Consider the following 19,019-nt stretch of genomic DNA (forward strand, 5'->3'; position numbering starts at 1 on the left):
CAGGGGAACGAGGACGGGTTCTCCCTACGTCCGACCGCTTCGCCTCCGATAGTCGACCCGCGGCATCCGATGCACCGCGACGGCTCCCGTCGTCTCCGTGTGCCTTCGCCGTACGAGCCAGGCGACAAGCAGGACGAGCAGGAAGGAGGGCGCACGCATGCACCTGACTCCGCACGAGCAGGAGCGGCTCATGGTCCACGTGGCGGCGGATGTCGCCCGTCGGCGCCGCGAGCGGGGACTGCGGCTGAACTATCCGGAGGCCATGGCGCTGCTCACGGCACATGTGTACGAGGAGGCCCGGACCGGTGCCACGGTGGACTCCGTCATGGAGTCCGGGCGCCGTGTCCTGACCCGCGACGACGTCATGGACGGCGTCCCGGAGATGATCAGCAACGTCCAGGTCGAGGCCACGTTCCCCGACGGAACGAAGCTGGTGACACTCCACGACCCGTTCGACGAGGCAGCCGAGGAGGTGACCGTCCACCCCGGGAAGACGGAACTCCTCCCCGATGAGGACAAGCACGCGGTGACGTACAACGAGGGTCACGAACCCGTCGCGCTCGACGTGAGCAATCCCTCGGACCGCCCGGTCCAGGTCGGCTCCCACTTCCATTTCGCCGAGGTCAACGAGCACCTCTGTTTCGATCGCGACGCCGCGCACGGCATGCGGTTGCACATCCCCTCCGGGACGTCGGTGCGTTTCGAGCCCAGCCCCGACGAGAACACCGTGCACACTGTGCACCTCGTACCCATCGCGGGCGAGCGCGTCGTCCGGGGGCTCCGGGCCGGCAAGAGCGAAGAGGAGGCGCGTCTCGATGGCTGACGGGACCGAACCGACTCCGGGCCTGCTGACACGGTCCAGGTACGCCGACCTCTACGGCCCGACGGAAGGCGACCGGATCCGGCTCGCCGACACCGATCTCGTCCTGCGGATCGACGCGGACTGGTGCGGCGGCCCCGGCCGCAGCGGCGACGAGATGCTGTTCGGCGGCGGCAAGGTGATCCGCGAGTCGATGGGGCAGTCGCACCTCCCCCGGAGCCATGCCCGCGCGCCGGTGGACACGGTGATCACCGGCGCGCTGATCCTCGACCACTGGGGCGTGGTGAAGGCCGACGTCGGTCTGCGCGACGGCCGGATCCAGGCGATCGGCAAGGCGTACAACCCCGAGACGATGACGCCGCGGCCCAACGACGACCCACGTGCTTCGGACTTCGTCGTGGGGCCCGAGACGGAGGTGATCGCCGGCAACGGGCGGATCCTGACCGCGGGCGGCGTGGACACCCACGTGCACTTCCTGTGCCCGGGACAGATCCACGAAGCGCTCGCGTCGGGCGTGACCACGCTGATCGGTGGTGGCACCGGTCCCGCCGAGGGCAGTACGGCCACCACTGTGACGCCCGGCAAGTGGCACCTCCAGCGGACGTTCGAGGCCCTGGACTCCTTTCCGGTGAACATCGGCCTGCTCGCCAAGGGCAGCACCGTCTCGGAGAAGGCCCTGCGCGACCAGGTGGCCGCCGGCGCCCTCGGCTTCAAGATCCACGAGGACTGGGGCGCGACCCCCGCGGTGATCGACGCGGCCCTGACGGTGTGCGAGGAGACCGGCGTACAGGTCGCCCTGCACGCCGACTCCCTGAACGAATCCGGCTTCGTGCACCACACCTTCGCCGCGACCAAGGACGGCGACCTCGACACCGCGGACGCCAAGTACCGCAGTCTGCACGTCTTCCACATCGAAGGCGCCGGCGGCGGTCACGCACCCGACATGATCAGTCTGGTGAGCCGGCGGAACGTGCTGCCCGCGTCGACGAACCCGACCCGGCCCCTGACGGTCAACACCGTCAAGGAACACGTCGACATGATGATCGTGTGCCACCACCTCAATCCGGAGGTCGAGGCGGACATGGCGTTCGCCGACTCGAGGATCCGGCCCTCCACCATGGCCGCCGAGGACCTGCTGCACGACATGGGCGCCATCTCGATGATGTCCTCCGACGCCCAGGCCATGGGCCGCATCGGCGAGATGATCATGCGGACCTGGCAGACCGCGCACGTCATGAAGGCCCGCTACGGACACCTGCACGAGGACAGCGCCGAGGCGGACAACTTCCGGGCCCGCCGCTACGTCGCCAAGTACACGATCAACCCGGCCATCACGCACGGCATCGACCACGAGGTCGGTTCCGTCGAGCCCGGCAAACTCGCGGATCTGGTGCTGTGGGAGCCGAAGTTCTTCGGCGTGAAGCCGCACATGGTCATCAAGGGCGGCCAGATCGCCTACGCGCAGATCGGTGACGCCAACGCCTCGATCCCGACGCCGCAGCCGTTCCTGCCGCGTCCGGTGTGGGGGTTCACCGGCCGCTCTCCGAGGAGCAACTCGTTCAACTTCGTGGCCGAGCGAGCCGTCGACGGTGAGCTGTCGGAGATCGGCCTGCTCAAACCGCTGCGGGCGATCAAGTCCACCCGCGAGGTGACCAAGGCCGACATGGTGCACAACGACGGCCTGCCGGAAATCGTCGTCGACCCCGACACCTTCGAGGTCACCATCGGCGGAGCCACCACCACCGACGTGCGCACCAGGGTGGACGGGCAACTGGTCGGCCGGAACTACGCCACCGAACTGCCCATGGCACAGCGGTACTTCCTGTTCTGAACGCCCCCCGGCCCGGCCTGCTCATGCGGCCGGGCCGGCCCTCCCGAGAAAGGCCGGTCACCGACCCGATGAACCGTGCCGCCCTGCTCGTCCTGGCCGACGGCCGCTTCCCCGCGGGCGGGCACGCCCACTCCGGGGGCGTCGAGGCCGCCGTCGCCTCCGGAGGCGTGCACGACACCGCGAGTCTGGAGGCCTTCTGCCGCGGGCGTCTGCACACGGCCGGGCTGACGGCGGCGGGACTCGCCGCGACAGCGGCCGACGGCCACGATCCCGTCGAGCTGGACGAGGCCGCCGATGCCCGCACGTCCGTACCCGCGCTGCGGCAGATCGCCCGCCGGCTCGGCCGGCAGATGCTGCGGGCCGCCCGGGCCACCTGGCCCTCGCCCGTTCTCGACCACCTCGCCTCCGTCCGGCCGCACGGAGCGCACCACCCCGTCGTGCTGGGTGTCGCCGCGCACGTCGCCGGCCTGACTCCGTCCGACGCCGCGCAGTGCGCCGCGTATGAGAGCGTCGGGGGACCGGCGGCCGCGGCGGTACGCCTGCTGAGCCTCGACCCGTTCGACGCCACCGCGCTGCTCGCCCGGCTCGCGCCCGAAATCGACGACGTGGCCGCGACCGCCGCCGCCGCGGCGGCTCGCGTTCCCGCCGAGGGCACCGGCGTCCTGCCGTCCGCATCGGCCCCGTTGCTGGACATCACCGCGGAGCAGCACGCCGCCTGGACCGTCCGCCTCTTCGCGTCCTGACCTTCTCCCCCCTCTCGCTTGGAGCCGCCGTGCACCTCGATCCCCCCGTGACCATGCCCGAACGGCACACCCACAGCGCCGACGCCCACCGCCCCGACGGCAGCCGCCGCGCACTGCGGATCGGCCTCGGCGGCCCCGTCGGCTCGGGCAAGACGGCCACCGTGGCCGCGCTGTGCCGCGCGCTGCGCGACACGCTGTCCATCGCCGTCGTCACCAACGACATCTACACCCGGGAGGACGCCGAGTTCCTGCGCCGCGAGGCCGTACTGCCACCGGAACGGATCACCGCCGTGGAGACCGGAGCCTGCCCGCACACCGCGATCCGCGACGACATCTCCGCCAACCTGGAAGCGGCCGAGCAACTGGAGCGGGACCTGCACCCGCTGGACCTGGTCCTCATCGAGTCCGGCGGGGACAATCTCACCGCCACCTTCTCCCGCGGCCTCGTCGACACCCAGGTGTTCGTGATCGACGTGGCCAGCGGTGACGACATCCCCCGCAAGGGCGGGCCCGGCATCACCACCGCCGATCTGCTCGTGATCAACAAGACCGACCTCGCCCCGTACGTCGGGGCCGACCTGGACGCCATGGCGGCGGACGCCGAGAAGCAGCGAGGTTCCCTGCCGGTCGCCTTCACCAGCCTCACCTCGGCCGACGGAATCCGCCCGGTCGCCGACTGGGTCACCGGGCGGCTCGCCGCATGGCGTACCGGGACCACCGCATGAGGAGCACCACACGGCCGCCGGTCACGCCGGCGCCCTCCGCCGCGCGAGCGGGCACGGTCCACCCCTCTCCCGGAACCGGAACCCGTCCGCCGGAAGGGGCCACCGCCTCCGCCCCGTCCGCCGTCCGCGCCACGGCCCGCATCCGGGCCGCCCACAACGGCCGCACGACGACGCTCCCGCTTCTGCACTGCGACGGCCCCTTCCACCTGAGGAGGCTGCGGTCCCGCGACGGCCGGGCCCGCGTCGGTGTGATCGGTGCGATGAGCGCGCCGCTCGGAGGAGACCGTCTCGGGCTCGACATCGAGGCAGGGGCCGATGCCGACCTGGAGGTGACCACGGCCGCCGCCACCATCGCGCTACGCGGCCCCACCCCCGCGCCCGCCACCTACGACCTGCGGCTCACCGTCGGCGAGCGGGCGTCCCTGCACTGGCTGCCCCGGCACTTGATCAGTACCCGGGGCAGCACCCTCCACCAGTCGTGCGCCATGGAGCTCGCCCCCACCTCCCGACTCCTGTTCCGGGAGGAACAGGTCCTCGGCCGCACGGCGGAGCCGCCCGGGCACCTGACCACCCGTTTGACGGTGCGGTGGGACGGTCGGCTGCTCCTCGACCAGCGGACCGCTTACGGCGGTCCGGCGCCGGCCTGGGACGGTCCCGCGGTGCTGGGCGGACACCGGGCCACCGGACAGCTCCTCATCGTCCACCCTAGGGCCGCCACGGACGGAGAACCACACCTGATCGGCGACGACCCCGCGGAGGGGCGCGCCGTCATCGCCCCCCTCGCGGACGGGCCGGCACTGCTCACGACGGCCGTCGCCCCCAGCCCGGCCCGTCTGCGCCACCTCCTCGACAGGGCACTGGCGCACGTCCGGGGAGCGTGAGCCCGGGGCCGCGAGCGTCGGGCGAGTGCCGCCCGGGACCTCGCCGACCGACTTTCGTCGATGCGCCGGCAGGATGTCCCGCACCCGCCGGGGGCAGGGCCGGCCGCCGCCTCCTCGAGCAGCCCCGTCGGAGTCCGGGAGAACCTCGTCGGCTTCGCCGCTTCTTCGCCTCCGGCGGCCTTTCGAAAGGGTTCCGGTGACGGACAGGGCTCAGCCTCCCGCCTCCCGGTGCAGTCTCCACGCCTCCGCGCGCAGGTCCGCGTCGAGGAGCAGGTCCGCGGCCGTGCAGGCCGGCGCGCCGGTGACGGCGACGAGTACGTCGCGGGCCCGGGGGGAGGCGGCCGCCGCCGCGAACTCGGGGGCGTGGTCGGACCCCTCGTCCATGATGGCGACGAAGGGATGGATGGCGGGCACGCGCGTACTGACGTTGCCGATGTCCGACGATCCAGGTAGACGCCAGGCGCGGGCGGCGTCAACGCGATCCCCGCCCCGGACAGGTGCCCGGCGAACGTCTCGGACAGCGGGCCGCTGTCACGGAAGTGCTCGTAGCGGAGCGTGGCGCGTTCCACCTCGCCCCCGGTGCCCGTGGCGTGGGCGACGCCCTCGGCACCGGCGCGCAACTGCCCGATCAGGTCCTCCAACGCCCCGGTCGTCGCCGCGCGCAGGCCGAACAGCCCCTCCGCGTACTCCGGGACGATGTTGGTGGCCCTGCCCCCGTCGGTGACGATCCCCTGGACGTGGGAGGCGGCCGGCAGACGCCTGCCCAGGGCGGTCAGGACGTTGAACAGCTCGACCAGCGCCAGGAGAACGTCGACGCCCTCGGTCGGGTTGCCGGTGAGGTGCGCGGCACGGCCGTGGAAGGCCACCCGGTACGGCACCTGCGCGGTCAGCGGTGCCCGGGACCAGTCGTACACGCCCGGGTGGAACGTCAGCGCGGCGTCGAGGTCGTCGAACACGCCGGCCTCCACCTCCGGGACCTTTCCGCCCCCGCCCTCCTCGGTCGGCGTCCCGACGGCCACGACCCGTCCGGTCGAGGCGTCCAGCACCGCGTTCAGCGCGAGCGCCGCTCCCAGACCGGCGGCTGCGGTGAGGTTGTGCCCGCAGGCGTGACCGAGGCCCGGCAAGGCGTCGTACTCCAGCAGCAGTGCCACGGCGGGACGGCCGTGACCCGAGCGGGCGGTGAACGCGGTGGGCACCCCGGCCGTCCCGCGCTGTTCCATCCCGGGCTGCCGGCCTGGGGCATGAACGCCGAGGCCGACCTGGTGGTCACCAGCGTCCACAAGATGGGCGGGGCCATCGAGCAGAGCTCCGTCTTCCACCTCCAGTACGACCGGGTGTCGCCGGAGGCCCTCGACCAGCGGGAGGGCCTGCTGGGCACCACCAGCGCCTCGTCGCCGGTCCACGCGGCCCTCGACGGCTGGCGCCGTCAGATGGTCGAACACGGGCGCGAACTCCCGGACGCCGCGCTGCACCGTGCGGAGCGCATCCGGTCGGCCGTCGGTGATCTGCCCGGTCTGCGGCCCATGGGCGGGGAGGCCGTCGAGGAAGGGTGCGCGGCCGCGTTCGACCCGCTGAAGATCGTGACCGACGTACGGGAGCTGGGTGTCAGCGGCATGCAGGCGGCCGAGTGGCTGCGGGCGAACCGGCCGGTGGACGTCGGCGGCTCCGACACCTGCCGGATCAGCGCGTCCATCACGCACGCCGACGACGACGAGACCGAGAAGGCCCTGCTGGACGCCCTGCGCGCGCTCGTCGAGGGCGCCGACTCCGTCGAGAGGCGGCCGCCGGTGCGCCTGCCCGAGCCCTCGGCCCTGGAACTGGAGCAGGCGATGCTGCCGCGGGAGGCGTTCTTCGCCCCGGTGGAGCACGTGCCCGCCGAGCGCGCCGAGGGACGGATCGCCGCGGAGACGATCAGCCCGTACCCGCCGGGGGTGCCCGCCGTCGCTCCCGGTGAGGTCATCACCGACGAGGTGCTGGACTACCTGCGCAGCGGCGTCGAGCACGGGGTCCTGATCCCGGACGCGGCCGACCCTTCGGTCAAGACGCTCCGTGTGGTGGTGCGGGGCTGAGGACGGCCGACCGAGGACACGCGCGGACGAAGGCCGGACCCGGCGGGGACCGACCTCGTGGCGCCCCCTGGTGCCGCCGCGGGAAAGGCAGGCCCCCGAGGCGCTCCTGCGGGTTCCGGGAGCCGTCGCCGCACCCCCGGGCCGGGGGTGCGGCGGAGTTCGGCGTCCGCAAGGTGCGGACGGCGGCCCGAGGCTGCGAGGAGCCGGTCCGTGAGCGGGAGGAACGCGTCCGGTCCGCGCAACTCCGGGCGGGGCGGGACGTCCGCGGGACCGGGGCGGCCCACGTCACGGGCGGTGCCGCCCACTTCGCCGGGGCACCGGGGCGGACGGGCCGACATGCGCCGCCCCCTCCCCTGTGGACACGATGGACCTGCCGGCCGGCCCGGTGCGACGCGGGCCCCGCCGGGGGACCGCCAGGACAGCGAGGAGACCACCATGGCGAGCATCAGCCCGATCGACCTGCAGAAGGCGCTCAAGGGCGCCGAGTACCCTGCCAGCCGCGACGACCTGGTGAAACTGGCCAAGGGAAACGGCGCGGACGACGCCCTCGTCGAGAAGCTCGTCGATGCCCCCGCGGACGGGTTCGACGGCCCGAACGACGTACAGAAGGCCGTGTTCGGGGACGAATAGCCCGGACGGCTCCGGAGAGCGCCGACGACGAGCCGTCGCCCCTCCCGGAGAACGGCACGAGGACCGGCGGACCGGCGCAGCCGGACAGGCCGGGACCCGGTGCGTCTCGTGGCGTACGTCGACCGGACGGGTGCCGGCCTCGAACCGCGCGGAGCGGTCGGACCGCGATCCGCGGGGGCAGGTCCGGGAGGGAGCGGCGCCCCGCGCACCGCACGGCTTCGTCCGGCTGGTCCGAGCGGCGTTTCCAGCCCGAGGCGCGGGAACACCCGGGAGCCCGGCACCGGCGGGAGCGCCGACCCGTCCGGCCCGACGGGCCGGAGCCGGGCCGTGAGACGTGGGCGGGTGCCCGGTCCGACCGGGGGCCGGCGCGCCGGAGCGACACCCGGACGCCGGGGGAGAGCGGCCCGACGGCGGTATACGCGGACGACGCGTCGCTGCGCGCGTACCGCCGCCACCGCCGCCGACGTACCGGTCGTCCCCCGGCGGACGAGGACGGCACGGACGCCACGGACATTCCGGCAGGCGGCCCGGGCGCCCTTCCGGGCTGGACCTGAGGGACGGGCGGCTCCGGTGCGCAGCGGCACGAGCGAGAGAAGAGCGGCACGAGCGAGAGAAGGAGGTGCCGGGACATGACCGAACGAGGCAGCAACCCGATCAGTCCGCGTACCGACGACGAGATGAAGCACGAACTGGAAGGACACCTGCGTTCCGGTCGGCCGACCCACGTGGAGGAGGCGAGCGACCCGGAGCCGCCGGCGGACGACGACGTCCGGGTGGACCCGGGCGGACCGGTGCCCCCGCCCGGCGAGGAACGCGACCGGGCGCGCGCCGAGGCGGAGGCGGACTCCCTGCGCCTCGAACTGGCACGTCACCTGGACCGCACGGCCTTCCCCGCCGACCGGCGGTCGGTGCTGGAGGTCCTGCAGGCGCACCACGCGCCGGACCCGGTGCTGGAGGCGGCGCGGGCCCTCCCGGAGGGCGGCACGTACGCCGACGTGACCGAGATCGTCGAGGCACTGGGCCACCGGCCGACACGGTGACGACGGGAAGCCGGCGAACGGCTCCCGTGCGGCCCGGCCCGCGCACGGGAGACGAGACGGCGGTACGGTCCGGGCCCCGCGGCGCCGGCCGTACCCGGCACGCGCGTGCGTACGGCACACCGCCCGAGCGGCGCGGTCGTGTCCCCCGGGGCGTCACCCGCTCCGGACGGGCGCTGGGACGCCGGGCACAGGGCGGCGTGCGCGTCCACGGGCCGTCCCCGTGCCCCCGGCCGGGGAAGAACCGGGGCGGCCGGCTCTACGTGTCCTCGTCCGTCTCGCCGCCCGTGCTCGAGAAGCCGAAGTCCAGAACCGCGGCGACCTCACGGCGGGTTTCTTCCGCGGTGAGCGCGGCCACCGCGACGACGTCGCCGCGTTCGGCTATCAGGCGGTCGTAGATCGGTGCGGCAGCTCTTTCAGCGGTGTTCACGTCTTCGTCCGTTCTGTTCGGGTCTGTTCGGGGCGGAGGCACGGGCACGCGCATGAGTGCGGCCCGGGAAGGGTCAGCCGCCGCTCAGGAGGGAGTCGTCCTGGGGCCGGGCGCCGGGCAGCCGGTGACGGGCCGCGATCAGGGCCGCGTCGATGTCGCGGGTGCCGGTGGAGACGCACAGGGTGTAGGCGATGTCCTCCATGCGCTGCCGCACCCGCGCGCTGTCCGCCTCGGAGGCGTCCAGAGCCACCAGGGCCTCGTACTGCTCGATCAGATCCCGCAGCACTGCAGGGTGGGCCATCAACATCAGGGGTTCTCCTTCCACACCGCCACGGGTCCGGGGCGAGGTCGCCGCTCGTTTACCCCGTTCCCCGCCCCGCATGCCCCACGGCCACCAGGGAGCCGGTGACGTCCGGGGAGCGCCGCACGTCCCGGGACGGGAAGCCGTCCGGCCCCGGATCCCGCCTCCCGGGCCTCCGGACCGCCTCGGCCGCCCGGCGCGACCCGCCGCGGGGCGGCTCGGTCCGCGGCCCCGACCGCACCGGGCCCGCGCCACACGGCGGTGCACGGTTCCCGGGGCGGCGCCCGTTCGACCGGTGCGGTCAACGCGGTCCGTTTCGCCCGTTCGGCCGGTCCTCGGGGGCGCGGCGGCTCCCGGCCAGCCCCGCCACCCCCAGGGCGGCCCAGGCCAGGGCGCTGACGGCGGCCCCCGCACGGCGGACCCGGCCGGGAAGGGCGGTGCCGAACAGCACGGCGTCACCCACGTCGGAGGCGATGCGCACGGCGGTCGCCGTGGCCAGCGCCGGGCCCTCGGGAGCGACGAGCATCGCCAGGCCGGTGGCGGCGTCCCGCCACGCCATGGGGCGCACCGCCAGGGCGTGGTGCGGCTCGACACGGCCGTGGGGATCGACCAGCCCCAGGGGACGGGCCAGCAGGCCGGGCCGGTACGCGGCGGCGGCCCCGTACGCGCACGTCGCCGCTCCGAGTGCTCTGAGCAGTCCGGTGCGCACCGCCGACACCTCCGCAAGCCGATGACCCACCTGTCCCGTTCCACGGCCGAGTACCCGCTTCGGCGCACGGCTCCCCGTCCGGGCCGGAAGCGGGTCGACGGGGCGGCGCCCGTGCCGGCCCGGGCAGGCGATCAGGCCGTCGCGCGTCCGGGGCCGGCGCATGGGCGGGTCACAGGCGTCCGGCCGCTGCTCCGGCCGGTCGGTGGCGCGGGCCCCGCCCCCCCACGGCGCCGTGCCCGCGCGGAGAACGTCCCCCTTCCCCGGAGGTGACGCGTCGTCGCCCCCCTGGGCCGTCCGGGGGCCGGGTCCGGTGCCGTGCGACCGCTCGGGTGGCGCGAGGGCACGTCACGTCCCGTCGTCGGACTCCGTGCGGGCCTTCGCCGCCCGCCGCAGCCGGTGGTGGCGCGCCCGGTCCCGCTCCGCGACGACGTCGCCGACCATCGTCCGCACGACGTCCTGCAGCCCGTGCAGCGCGTGGTGGCGGGAAGGCCCCGCGGCGGGGTCCTGCCGCAGTTCCCGCAGCAGCGCCCAGCACAGCAGCAGCATGACGACCACGAACGGCAGCGCCACCAGGATCGTCGCGGTCTGCAGCGAGTCCAGCCCGCCCACCACCAGCAGCACCGCCGCCACCGCGGCCATCAGCACGCCCCACGCGACGACCAGCCACGACGGCGGGTGCAGCGCCCCGCGGCTGGTCAGGGAACCCATCACCAGCGACGCCGAGTCGGCGCTCGTGATGAAGTAGGTCATGACCAGGACCATCGCGACGAACGACGTGACCGTGCCGATCGGCAGCGCGTCCAGCATCGCGAACAGCGACGCCTCGGCGCCGTCCTCCATCGCGCCCGCGAGGTCCGCCTGCCCGGTCGACTCGAGCCGGAGCGCCGTGCCGCCCATCACGCAGAACCAGACGACGGTCGCCCCGCTCGGCACCAGCAGCACGCCGATGAGGAACTCGCGGATGGTCCGGCCGTGCGAGATGCGGGCGATGAACGTCCCCACGAACGGCGCCCACGACAGCCACCAGGCCCAGTAGAAGATCGTCCAGGCGCCCAGCCAGGCGTGGTCCGAGAAGGCGCCGGTCCGCGTGGCCATGGGCAGCAGGTTCTGCAGGTAGCCGCCGACGGACGCCGGGATCGTGTCCAGGACGTAGACGGTCGGGCCGAACAGGAAGACGAACACCATCACCGCCGCCACGAGCACGATGTTCAACGTCGACAGCCACTTGATGCCCCGGTGCAGGCCGGAGAAGGCCGAGACGACGAACGCCGTCGACAGGACCGCGATGATGATCAGCTCCGTGGCCCGGGAGACGCTCACCCCCACCGTGAGGTCGAGGCCCCCGGCCACCTGCAGCGCGCCCAGCCCCAGGCTCGTCGCCGTGCCGAAGACGGTGGCGAAGACGGCGAGCAGGTCGATCGCCCTGCCCTGCCACGACCCGGCCCGCCGGGCGCCGATGAGGGGCACGAACGCGGCGCTGAGCCGATTGCCGCGGCCCTTGCGGAACACGGCGTACGCCAGGGCGAGTCCCACGATCCCGTAGATCGCCCACGGGGTGAGCGTCCAGTGGAAGAACGAGTACTCCAGGGCCGTGCGCGCCGCCGCACCGGACTCGGGGCGCACGCCGCTCGCCGGGGGCGGTGCCAGGTAGTGCGTGAGCGGCTCCCCGACCCCGTAGAACATCAGGCCGATGCCCATGCCGGCGCTGAACATCATCGCGATCCAGGCGAGGTTCCCGAACTCCGGCTCGGAGCCGTCCGCGCCCAGCCTGATCCGGCCGAACCGGCTGAGGGCGATCACCAGGCACAGGACCAGGAACACGTCCGCGGCGACCACGAACAGCCAGCCGAAGTTGTTCAGGACCCACGTCAGACCCGTGGAGGAGGCGCTGTCGAAGGACTCCTCGCCGAGCCAGGCCCACAGGACCACGGCGACGACGACGGCCATTCCGACACCGACGAGGACGCGGTCGGGCGCGCCGGTGACGGGAGTGGGGGGTGCGGACTCCGACGGGGGCCGGTCGGTCGGTTCCATGCTCATGAAGCCCCACTATGAGACGCCTGCCGTCACGGCAGCGGGCGGCACGCCGCCCGGCGGCCGAGTAAGGACGCGCAGTGCATCGTCCGCACTGTGCCGCCGGCCGTCGGCCTGCCCGTCATCGCCGTCGACGAGTCCTCCGGGCGATCCTCGAACGAGGCGGCCCAGCCCGCAGACGGACCGGTTCGAACCGACTCCGGGTTCGAACCGGATGGGCTGTCCGCCGTTCGGCTCTCCTCGGGAACGGCCGGGTGCGCCCACCGCCCTCTGCCTCCTGCGTGTCCGGCGGACTCGCGGGACGTGGGCGGTCGGGCGTGCCGGCGGCCCGGCGACCGCGGGCGTCCGGGGCTCGGTCCGCCTCCCGGCGGCCGGGTTCAGGTGACGGCCGCGGAGGCGATCAGCGCCTGGGGGGCGGCCTGCTTGATGCGGGTGTTCAGCCACTTCAGCTGGCGCTGGGTGTCGGTCTTGCACGCGTCCACGACGTCCAGCAGTTCGCGGTCGCGTGTTCCCTGCGCCGCTTGGCCCAGGACGGTCCAGGTGATGTCCACGAAGGAGGCCAGGGTGTAGAGGTCCTGCAGGTCGCGCAGGAGACCGACGCCGCCGGAGCGGGTGCGGGACAGCCCCTCGGCGTGCAGCCGCTCGGGCTCGTCCTCGCGCTGTTCGCCGTAGCGCTCGGCGACCGGCGCGAGCCTGCCGACGTGCGCGTCGCTCATCCGGGCGAGGGTGCGGCAGAGGGAGCGCACGTCCGGTTCGGCGGCGTGCCCGTCGGCGACCTGGCGGAAGGCATCGGCCAGCGTCCGGGACGCGGTGTGCTGCAGGCCGACGTAGGTGGCGAGGTGCATGGGGTCTCAGTCCTCCGTGCCGAGGGCGGACGTCGTGGTGCCTCCGGAGGCGGGCTGCTCCGGCGAGGCTTCCGGCTGTCGCGGGGGCCGCGGCGGCGCGGCGGCGTCCGGGTGTTCGTGCACGTCCGCGTCGGGACCGCCGACGGTGGCCGGGACCGCGTCCGGGTCGGCCGGCGCGGACGCCGTGGTGGTGGGCGCGGGGGAGGGGCCGGTGGCGTCGGCGATCTTGGTGACTCTGACCGCACCGATCTTGTACAGCGGCTGTTTGGAGACCGGGTCCCATTCGGTGATCGTCAGTTCGTTCGCCGCGCGCGGACTGTCGCCCGGTGCCGCGCCGTCGGTACCGGGCTGGTCCCAGTAGCCGTAGTGGAACGGTGCGAAGACCACGCCGTCACGGCCGCGGCCGACGCGCACCGGGGCCCGCAGGGCACCCCGGGGCGACTCCACGCGCACCAGGTCCCCCTCCCGCACACCGAGGCGTGCCGCGTCGCCGGGGGACAGCTCCACCCACATCCCCGGTGCGGCGCCGCGCAGTCGGCGGGACCGTCCGGTCTTGGTCCGGGTGTGGAAGTGGTAGACGGTGCGGCCGGTGGTGAGGACGAACGGGTACTCCTCCCCGGGGCCCTCCGGCGGCGGGACGTAGGGGGCGGCCTTGAGGAACGCGCGGCCGCCCGGATCCTCGGCGCGGTACTCCTGGGCGCTGAGCACCCCGCCGGTGAGCAGGTCGTGGCCGTAGGTCTCGCAGACGTCCGGACGGGTGGGGAAGTCGGCGTCGGCGTACAGGCGGTCGGTGCCCTCGGGTGCCTCCTCGTTCACGGGCCAGGGAATGCCGCTGCCACCGCGCAGCTTGTCGTAGGTCAGGCCGGTGTAGTCCACCGGGCGGCCGCGGGTGCACTCCTTCCACGCCTCGAACGCCCCTTGCGGGTCGGACCACTTGATCAGCGGGGCGCCGTCCTTGTCGCGGAAGTCCATGCGCCGGGCGTAGTCCAGCCAGATGTCCAGGTCGCTGCGGGCCTCGCCGGGCGGGTCCACCGCCTTGTCCGACAGGTGCACGGTGCGGTCGACGTTGGTGAACGTGCCCTGCTTCTCGCCCCACAGGGCGGCCGGCAGCACGACGTCGGCGTAGCGGGCGGTCTCGGTGAGGAAGCCGTCCTGCACGACGGTGAAGAGGGAGTCCCGCTCGAGGATCTTGCGGATGCGGGGCAACTCGGGCAGGGAGACGGCCGGATTGGTGCCGGAGATCCACAGCAGGCCGATCGAGCCCTGTTCGCAGTAGCGCCAGATCTGCAGGGCGTGGGTCGGCGGGGACCAGTGCGGAACGACCAGGGGGTCGACGTTCCACAGGTCGGCCAGTTGCCGGACGTGGTCGGGGTTGTCCCAGTTGCGGAAGCCCGGCAGGTCCCCGTCGGCCCCGCACTCGCGGGTGTTCTGGGCGGTGGGCTGGCCGTTCATCTGCAGGATCCCGCACCCGGGACGGCCCAGCATCCCGCGCAGCAGGTGCAGGTTGTTCACCGCGCAGGAGGCGGCGGTGGCCTGGTGGGACTGGAAGAACCCCTGCAGCACCGTGGACAGCACCCGCTCGGAGGTGCCGAAGATCTCCGCCGCGCGGCGGATGTCGCCGGCCGGGACCCGGCAGATGCCGGCCGCGTGCTCGGGGGTGTAGGGCTCGACGACGGCCTTCAGCTCGTCGAATCCCAGGGTGTGCGCCGCGATGTAGTCCTCGTCCAGCCAACCGTGGTGAATGACCTCGCGGACGAGTGCGTTCATCAGCGCCTGGTTGGTGCCCGGCAGCGGCGCCAGATGCACCCCGCCGGTGGTCCGCGCCGCCTCGGCGACCTTGGTCGTGCGCGGGTCGACGGCGACGATCCGCGGCGGGTTCGGGCCGTGGATCCGGTCCAGGACGCGCATCCACAGCACGGTCTGGGTCTCGGCCATGTTGTGCCCGAACAGGAACACGGCGTCGGTGGCCTCGATGTCGCTGTAGCTGCCCGGCTGCCCGTCCGAGCCGAAGCTCTCCTTCAGCGCGGCCGCCGCGGTCGCCGTGCACAGCCGGGTGTTGCCGTCCATGTGCGGCGTGCCCAGCCCCGCCTTCCCGATCACCCCCAGGGTGTAGTACTCCTCCAGGAACAGCTGGCCGGAGGTGTAGAAGGCGTGGCTGAGGGCTCCCGCGTCGGTCGCCAGCAACTGCCGTGAGCGTTCCACGACGCGGCCCATCGCCGTGTCCCAGTCGCTCTCGACCAGGTCCCCGCTCCCGTCGCGCACCAGCGGGCGGGTGAGCCGGTCGGTGCGGCTCCACTGCCACGACCCGTACAGCCCCTTGGGTCCCAGCCGGCCGTGGTTGACGGTGTCGGCCGCGCGGCCGCGGACGCCGACCATGCGGCCGTCCTTCACCGCGATGTCGCATCCGCACCCGTTGCTGCACAGCACGCACGCCGACTGCACCCACCGGTCCACGTCCTCCTCGCGCAGGGACGCGTCCAGATGGGTGTCGACGCGTACGGGCCAGGGCGTGTCCCTCGCATGCGGGGTGCGCGCCCCCCAGATGTCCGCGATCCGGTCACTCACAGCAAGCCTCTTCCACTCGGAGGAAACGCACGGGCGACCCCCAGGTACCCGTCCACCGGTGGCCCACATCCGGGCGGGACGGAGAACCACCCGCCCGACGGAGACAGCGGCGGTCACCGTCGCCCGGGCCCCTGCCGCGGGCCCTCCCCGCCGGACGTGTCCCGCCGACCGCCCACGGTGCCCCGCCCGTCCCGCGCCCCGGGGGCGCTATGCGCCGTCGGGGCGCGAGCGCCGGGCGGCGCGGCGGCGCAGGTACAGCGGCAGCGCGTACCAGCACAGGCCGAACCACAGCATGACCCCGCCGACGAGCACCTCGGCGAGGACGCCGGGAACGACGAAACGCAGGATCAGCAGCAGCGTGCAGCCGATGGTCAGCGCGAGCAGGACCATGCCGCACCTCATCAGGCGGCAGGCGATCTCCACCACTTCGTCCTTCATGCGCTGGCCGGACAGGAAGCGGTGGAGGGAGACGGGCGCGATGAGCGTTCCCGTGGCCGACGCGCCGAGCACCACGGTGACGACGTAGACGGCGCGGTCGAACGTCCCCAGCTCCCGGAACAGCGGGGTGAAGGCCACACTGAGCAGGAACCCGAAGAGGATCTGCACGCCCGTCTGGGTGACCCGGGTCTCCTGCAGGACCTCGTTCCAGCGGCGGTTGACCCGCTCACGCGGTGTCTCCGGCGCTTCGGCGCCGGGCCCCGGTCCGCGGTCGTCGTGGCGCGCACAGCAGGCGGTGTCCTCTCCCACCAGTTCGGCCGGCTGCTCCGTCATGGTCATGGCATCCTCCCCGATTCCAGACCGACCGCCTGCCCGCCCGATCCCCTTTCATGCAGGTCACGGGGTACAGGAGGGCCGGTCCGGCCGCGGCGGGCGGTGGGGGTGCCCCCCTGGACACGGACGGACGGCTGTGCGGGCAGCGCGACGGGTCACTCCAGGGCGCGGCGTACGAGCGCGTCGTAGGCGCCCGGGTCGTCGCTCTCGACCACGGGGTAGCCGGCGCCGGGATCGCCCTCCCAGCGCAGTCCGATGCCCGGGTTGTGGACGTCCGACCCGTCCGGGAGGAAGAAGTGCGGGCTGCCCTGGACCTCGTCGCGGTGCTCGCGGTAGTCGCGCATCATCGCGCCGCGGGCGCTGCCGGCGTCGAGTGCTTCGGCCAGCGCGTCGGTGTCCACCCGGTCGCAGCCGGAGGCGACGTCCAGGATCTCGTGGCGCAGCGAGATGCACCGGCTGTCACGGAAGAACGCCAGCCGCAGCGCCATGTCCAGCTGTTCCGCGGCCTCGTGCGACCGGGCTTTCGCGGCGTGCACGGCCTCGTCGGCCGGGGCCGCGGTCACCGGCCAGGCCGACGGGTCCTGCTGCCACGGCCTGAACCCGAGCTCCGGAGCCAGGGGGCCCACGACCGGGATCTCGGCGTCCAGGTAGCGCTTGGGAACGGGGAAGCGGTTGATGTCCTCCAGCAGGAACAGGCGGTGGTCCACCCGGAGCCGGTCCTGTGCCCCGGCCCGCTCCCGGGCGGCGTACAGCCGTGCCAGTCCCACCGTGGACCACGCGCACGCCACGTCCGTGTAGACGACGATCGTGCCCGGCGCCACCTGGATCGTCATGACCTCACCTCCGATGCCGTGTCGCCGACCGGCTGTGCTCCGGTGCGTGATGTCGGGAGTACCCCTTTGCCCGGGGCCGATACTGCCGCCCGGGTCGCCGGACGGGAGCCGGAAGGCCGGCGCCCGCGGCCCTGCCACGGTCGGTCCGCCGGTGCCCCGCGTACCGCGGGGCACGGAGGTGCCCGGCGGTACGCGGGGCGCGCGGGGTCGGGCACGGGCCCGGTGCGTCCGGGGGCCGGTGGGATCACCCCCCGGCGGCCCGCTCGATCAGGTCCGCGGCCGTGCGCAGTCCGTCGCGCGCCCGGATCGTCTCACCGACCTCGGTGAGGGTGCGCCGCAGAGCCGTGTCGCCGAGCAGACGGTCGATCGCGCCGTGGAGCCGGGCGTCGGTGAAGCGGTACGGGTCGAGCCGGACGCCGTAACCCAGTTCGGCCATGCGCTGGGCGTTGTCGTGCTGGTCCCAGAACAGCGGCAGCAGGATCATGGGCTTGCCGAAGTGGAGGGCCTCGGTGGTCGTGTTGTTGCCGCCGTGCGTGATGACGAGGTCGACGAGCGGGAGGATCCGGGGCTGCGGCAGGAACTCCTCGCCCCACATGTTCGGCGGCAGCGCGATCTCCTCGTGCAGCGGGCCCTTGGAGACGATGTAGCGGTGCGGGGTGCGGGCGAGCGAGGCGACGACCCTGCGCATGAGGTCCACGTCGGCCGAGCCGAGCGAGCCGAGGCTGAAGTAGATCAGCGCCCCGCCGCCGTCGGCCAGGCCGGGCGGCAGCGTGAACTCCTCGCACGTCCGGCGGACCGAGGAGTCCAGCCGGTGCCAGGTGGGGCCCAGCGGACGGGCGTCCGTGTAGTCGGCCGGCTCGGGATAGACGTACAGGTTCAGATCGCCCTCGTGGATGAACTCCAGGTCGGGCAGCGGACGCGCGCCCTGCTCGGTCACCCAGGCGTTGAAGTCGCTCCACAGGCTCCGGTGCGTGCGGTCGTACGCGGCGCGGAACCCGTCCCACTCGCTCCGGTCCCCGGCCGGGTACCCGGAGAACGGCGGCGGAACGTGCTCGCCCTTCATCTCCAGCGGGTTGCACGAAACGATCCGCACGAAGGGAACGCCCGCCGTGGTCAGCGCGGGGAAGCACACGACGTTGTCCTCGACCACCACGTCCGGCCGGACCCGGTCGACGATCTCCTTCAACCGCGGTTCGCAGTACCGGGCGCCGGAGACCAGCTCCTCCCACACCGGCTTGATCCAGGTGCTCAGCTGCTCGATGGTGGGCTTCCGGAACTCGGGCGCGGTGCCGCGGACGAAGTCCTTCCAGAACTGGCCCGCGTCCTGGGGCCGTTCGGGCGGCGGGGCCAGATCGACCAGCTCCTCCTCGAAACCGAGCGGTGCGAGACGGCCCTTCCAGGACGCCTCCGCGGCGAACACCACACGGTGCCCCCGGCGGCGCAGGACGTCCCCGATCCCCACGCAGTTGTTCGTCGGCCCGTACGCGCTCTCCGGTGCGAAGAGGACGGTCAGGGGCCGTAACGGCCCTCCCGTGGATGACAAGCCCGACTCCTTCGTCCGAAAGGCGGTTCAGAAGTCTCGCACCGGGTCCGGACGCCGGGCAAGACCGCCGGGACCGCCGTCCGGCGGCGGGCCTCGCGCCACCCGTGGTCCTGCTCGGCCAGGACGGCTCGGGCCGCACGGGGAAGCGGTGCGGGGGGGGGGGGGGGGGGGGGGGGGGGGGAGGGGAGGGGGGGGGGGGGGGGGTCTGCGGTGTGTTGGAGCCAACCAAGCAACTGCTGTTGCCTCTGTGTT

The 19,019-nt window shown here is 73.5% G+C and carries 17 protein-coding genes and 1 pseudogene; 8 read left to right on the forward strand and 10 right to left on the reverse strand.

Annotated features, from left to right (window positions below):
- Positions 1–157: 157 nt before the first annotated feature.
- The 5 genes from ACZ56B_RS14685 (at position 158) to ACZ56B_RS14705 (ending at position 5,000) form a co-directional block, all read left to right on the forward strand.
- The gene (locus tag ACZ56B_RS14685) at positions 158–823 is read left to right on the forward strand and encodes an urease subunit gamma (RefSeq protein WP_468789842.1); all 666 of its coding nucleotides are present in this window, start codon (positions 158–160) and stop codon (positions 821–823) included.
- A complete protein-coding gene (locus tag ACZ56B_RS14690; RefSeq protein WP_468789844.1) occupies positions 816–2,651 on the forward strand; it encodes an urease subunit alpha in 1,836 nt (611 codons plus the stop codon). The genes ACZ56B_RS14685 and ACZ56B_RS14690 overlap by 8 nt, the downstream gene beginning before the upstream one ends.
- A 68-nt stretch (positions 2,652–2,719) precedes the next feature.
- Positions 2,720–3,394 carry an urease accessory protein UreF gene (locus ACZ56B_RS14695; protein WP_468789846.1) on the forward strand — a complete coding sequence of 225 codons (675 nt, stop codon included), beginning with the start codon at positions 2,720–2,722 and terminating at the stop codon, positions 3,392–3,394.
- 29 nt (positions 3,395–3,423) lie between these two features.
- The gene (gene ureG / locus ACZ56B_RS14700) at positions 3,424–4,119 is read left to right on the forward strand and encodes an urease accessory protein UreG (protein ID WP_468789848.1); all 696 of its coding nucleotides are present in this window, start codon (positions 3,424–3,426) and stop codon (positions 4,117–4,119) included.
- Positions 4,116–5,000 carry an urease accessory protein UreD gene (locus ACZ56B_RS14705; protein ID WP_468789850.1) on the forward strand — a complete coding sequence of 295 codons (885 nt, stop codon included), beginning with the start codon at positions 4,116–4,118 and terminating at the stop codon, positions 4,998–5,000. The genes ureG and ACZ56B_RS14705 overlap by 4 nt, the downstream gene beginning before the upstream one ends.
- Positions 5,001–5,210: 210 nt before the next feature.
- Here ACZ56B_RS14705 and ACZ56B_RS14710 read toward each other — a convergent pair.
- Positions 5,211–6,214 (reverse strand): annotated as a pseudogene (locus ACZ56B_RS14710) (M20/M25/M40 family metallo-hydrolase); the annotation flags it as partial.
- 27 nt (positions 6,215–6,241) lie between these two features.
- Between ACZ56B_RS14710 and ACZ56B_RS14715 the strand changes: the two are divergent.
- The 3 genes from ACZ56B_RS14715 to ACZ56B_RS14725 all read left to right on the forward strand — a co-directional run bounded on the left by ACZ56B_RS14715 (position 6,242) and on the right by ACZ56B_RS14725 (position 8,739).
- The gene (locus tag ACZ56B_RS14715) at positions 6,242–7,069 is read left to right on the forward strand and encodes an Orn/Lys/Arg family decarboxylase (protein ID WP_468789852.1); all 828 of its coding nucleotides are present in this window, start codon (positions 6,242–6,244) and stop codon (positions 7,067–7,069) included.
- 435 nt (positions 7,070–7,504) lie between these two features.
- Positions 7,505–7,699 (forward strand): DUF2795 domain-containing protein, encoded by a 195-nt coding sequence (locus ACZ56B_RS14720; protein ID WP_468789854.1) that lies wholly within the window; start codon positions 7,505–7,507, stop codon positions 7,697–7,699.
- A 629-nt stretch (positions 7,700–8,328) separates the two neighbouring features.
- Positions 8,329–8,739, forward strand: a complete 411-nt coding sequence (locus ACZ56B_RS14725; protein ID WP_468789856.1) for a DUF2795 domain-containing protein — start codon at positions 8,329–8,331, stop codon at positions 8,737–8,739.
- Between the two features lie 256 nt (positions 8,740–8,995).
- Here the strand turns inward: ACZ56B_RS14725 and ACZ56B_RS14730 are convergent, their stop codons facing one another.
- The 9 genes from ACZ56B_RS14730 to ACZ56B_RS14770 all read right to left on the reverse strand — a co-directional run bounded on the left by ACZ56B_RS14730 (position 8,996) and on the right by ACZ56B_RS14770 (position 18,767).
- Positions 8,996–9,166, reverse strand: coding sequence for a hypothetical protein (locus ACZ56B_RS14730; protein WP_468789858.1), 171 nt, complete (start codon positions 9,164–9,166; stop codon positions 8,996–8,998).
- A 73-nt stretch (positions 9,167–9,239) separates the two neighbouring features.
- Complete coding sequence (locus tag ACZ56B_RS14735) at positions 9,240–9,473, reverse strand: DUF5133 domain-containing protein (RefSeq protein WP_468789860.1); 234 nt, start codon at positions 9,471–9,473, stop codon at positions 9,240–9,242.
- A 295-nt stretch (positions 9,474–9,768) separates the two neighbouring features.
- Positions 9,769–10,176 carry a hypothetical protein gene (locus tag ACZ56B_RS14740; RefSeq protein ID WP_468789897.1) on the reverse strand — a complete coding sequence of 136 codons (408 nt, stop codon included), beginning with the start codon at positions 10,174–10,176 and terminating at the stop codon, positions 9,769–9,771.
- 345 nt (positions 10,177–10,521) lie between these two features.
- Entirely contained in the window at positions 10,522–12,216 is a 1,695-nt protein-coding gene (locus ACZ56B_RS14745; protein WP_468789862.1) for a BCCT family transporter, read from the reverse strand.
- A 371-nt stretch (positions 12,217–12,587) separates the two neighbouring features.
- Entirely contained in the window at positions 12,588–13,055 is a 468-nt protein-coding gene (locus ACZ56B_RS14750; protein WP_468789864.1) for a hypothetical protein, read from the reverse strand.
- Between the two features lie 6 nt (positions 13,056–13,061).
- Positions 13,062–15,620 (reverse strand): molybdopterin oxidoreductase family protein, encoded by a 2,559-nt coding sequence (locus ACZ56B_RS14755; protein WP_468789866.1) that lies wholly within the window; start codon positions 15,618–15,620, stop codon positions 13,062–13,064.
- A 207-nt stretch (positions 15,621–15,827) separates the two neighbouring features.
- Positions 15,828–16,397: a DUF6328 family protein gene (locus tag ACZ56B_RS14760; protein ID WP_468789868.1), complete on the reverse strand. Its 570-nt coding sequence runs from the start codon at positions 16,395–16,397 to the stop codon at positions 15,828–15,830.
- A gap of 149 nt (positions 16,398–16,546) precedes the next feature.
- Complete coding sequence (locus ACZ56B_RS14765) at positions 16,547–17,224, reverse strand: DsbA family oxidoreductase (protein ID WP_468789870.1); 678 nt, start codon at positions 17,222–17,224, stop codon at positions 16,547–16,549.
- Between the two features lie 244 nt (positions 17,225–17,468).
- The gene (locus tag ACZ56B_RS14770; RefSeq protein WP_468789872.1) at positions 17,469–18,767 is read right to left on the reverse strand and encodes a glycosyltransferase; all 1,299 of its coding nucleotides are present in this window, start codon (positions 18,765–18,767) and stop codon (positions 17,469–17,471) included.
- Between the last annotated feature and the right edge of the window lie 252 nt (positions 18,768–19,019).

This window comes from Streptomyces sp. NPDC034670, from assembly GCF_055574875.1.

Excerpts from the sequence above, each read along its gene's own strand:
- ACZ56B_RS14685 (WP_468789842.1), top strand. The coding sequence starts at position 158 with ATGCACCTGACTCCGCACGAGCAGGAGCGGCTCATGGTCCACGTGGCG.
- ACZ56B_RS14690 (WP_468789844.1), top strand. The coding sequence starts at position 816 with ATGGCTGACGGGACCGAACCGACTCCGGGCCTGCTGACACGGTCCAGG.
- ACZ56B_RS14695 (WP_468789846.1), top strand. The coding sequence starts at position 2,720 with ATGAACCGTGCCGCCCTGCTCGTCCTGGCCGACGGCCGCTTCCCCGCG.
- ACZ56B_RS14705 (WP_468789850.1), top strand. The coding sequence starts at position 4,116 with ATGAGGAGCACCACACGGCCGCCGGTCACGCCGGCGCCCTCCGCCGCG.
- ACZ56B_RS14715 (WP_468789852.1), top strand. The coding sequence starts at position 6,242 with ATGAACGCCGAGGCCGACCTGGTGGTCACCAGCGTCCACAAGATGGGC.
- ACZ56B_RS14720 (WP_468789854.1), top strand. The coding sequence starts at position 7,505 with ATGGCGAGCATCAGCCCGATCGACCTGCAGAAGGCGCTCAAGGGCGCC.
- ACZ56B_RS14725 (WP_468789856.1), top strand. The coding sequence starts at position 8,329 with ATGACCGAACGAGGCAGCAACCCGATCAGTCCGCGTACCGACGACGAG.
- ACZ56B_RS14735 (WP_468789860.1), bottom strand. The coding sequence starts at position 9,473 with ATGTTGATGGCCCACCCTGCAGTGCTGCGGGATCTGATCGAGCAGTAC.
- ACZ56B_RS14745 (WP_468789862.1), bottom strand. The coding sequence starts at position 12,216 with ATGAGCATGGAACCGACCGACCGGCCCCCGTCGGAGTCCGCACCCCCC.
- ACZ56B_RS14750 (WP_468789864.1), bottom strand. The coding sequence starts at position 13,055 with ATGCACCTCGCCACCTACGTCGGCCTGCAGCACACCGCGTCCCGGACG.
- ACZ56B_RS14760 (WP_468789868.1), bottom strand. The coding sequence starts at position 16,397 with ATGACCATGACGGAGCAGCCGGCCGAACTGGTGGGAGAGGACACCGCC.
- ACZ56B_RS14765 (WP_468789870.1), bottom strand. The coding sequence starts at position 17,224 with ATGACGATCCAGGTGGCGCCGGGCACGATCGTCGTCTACACGGACGTG.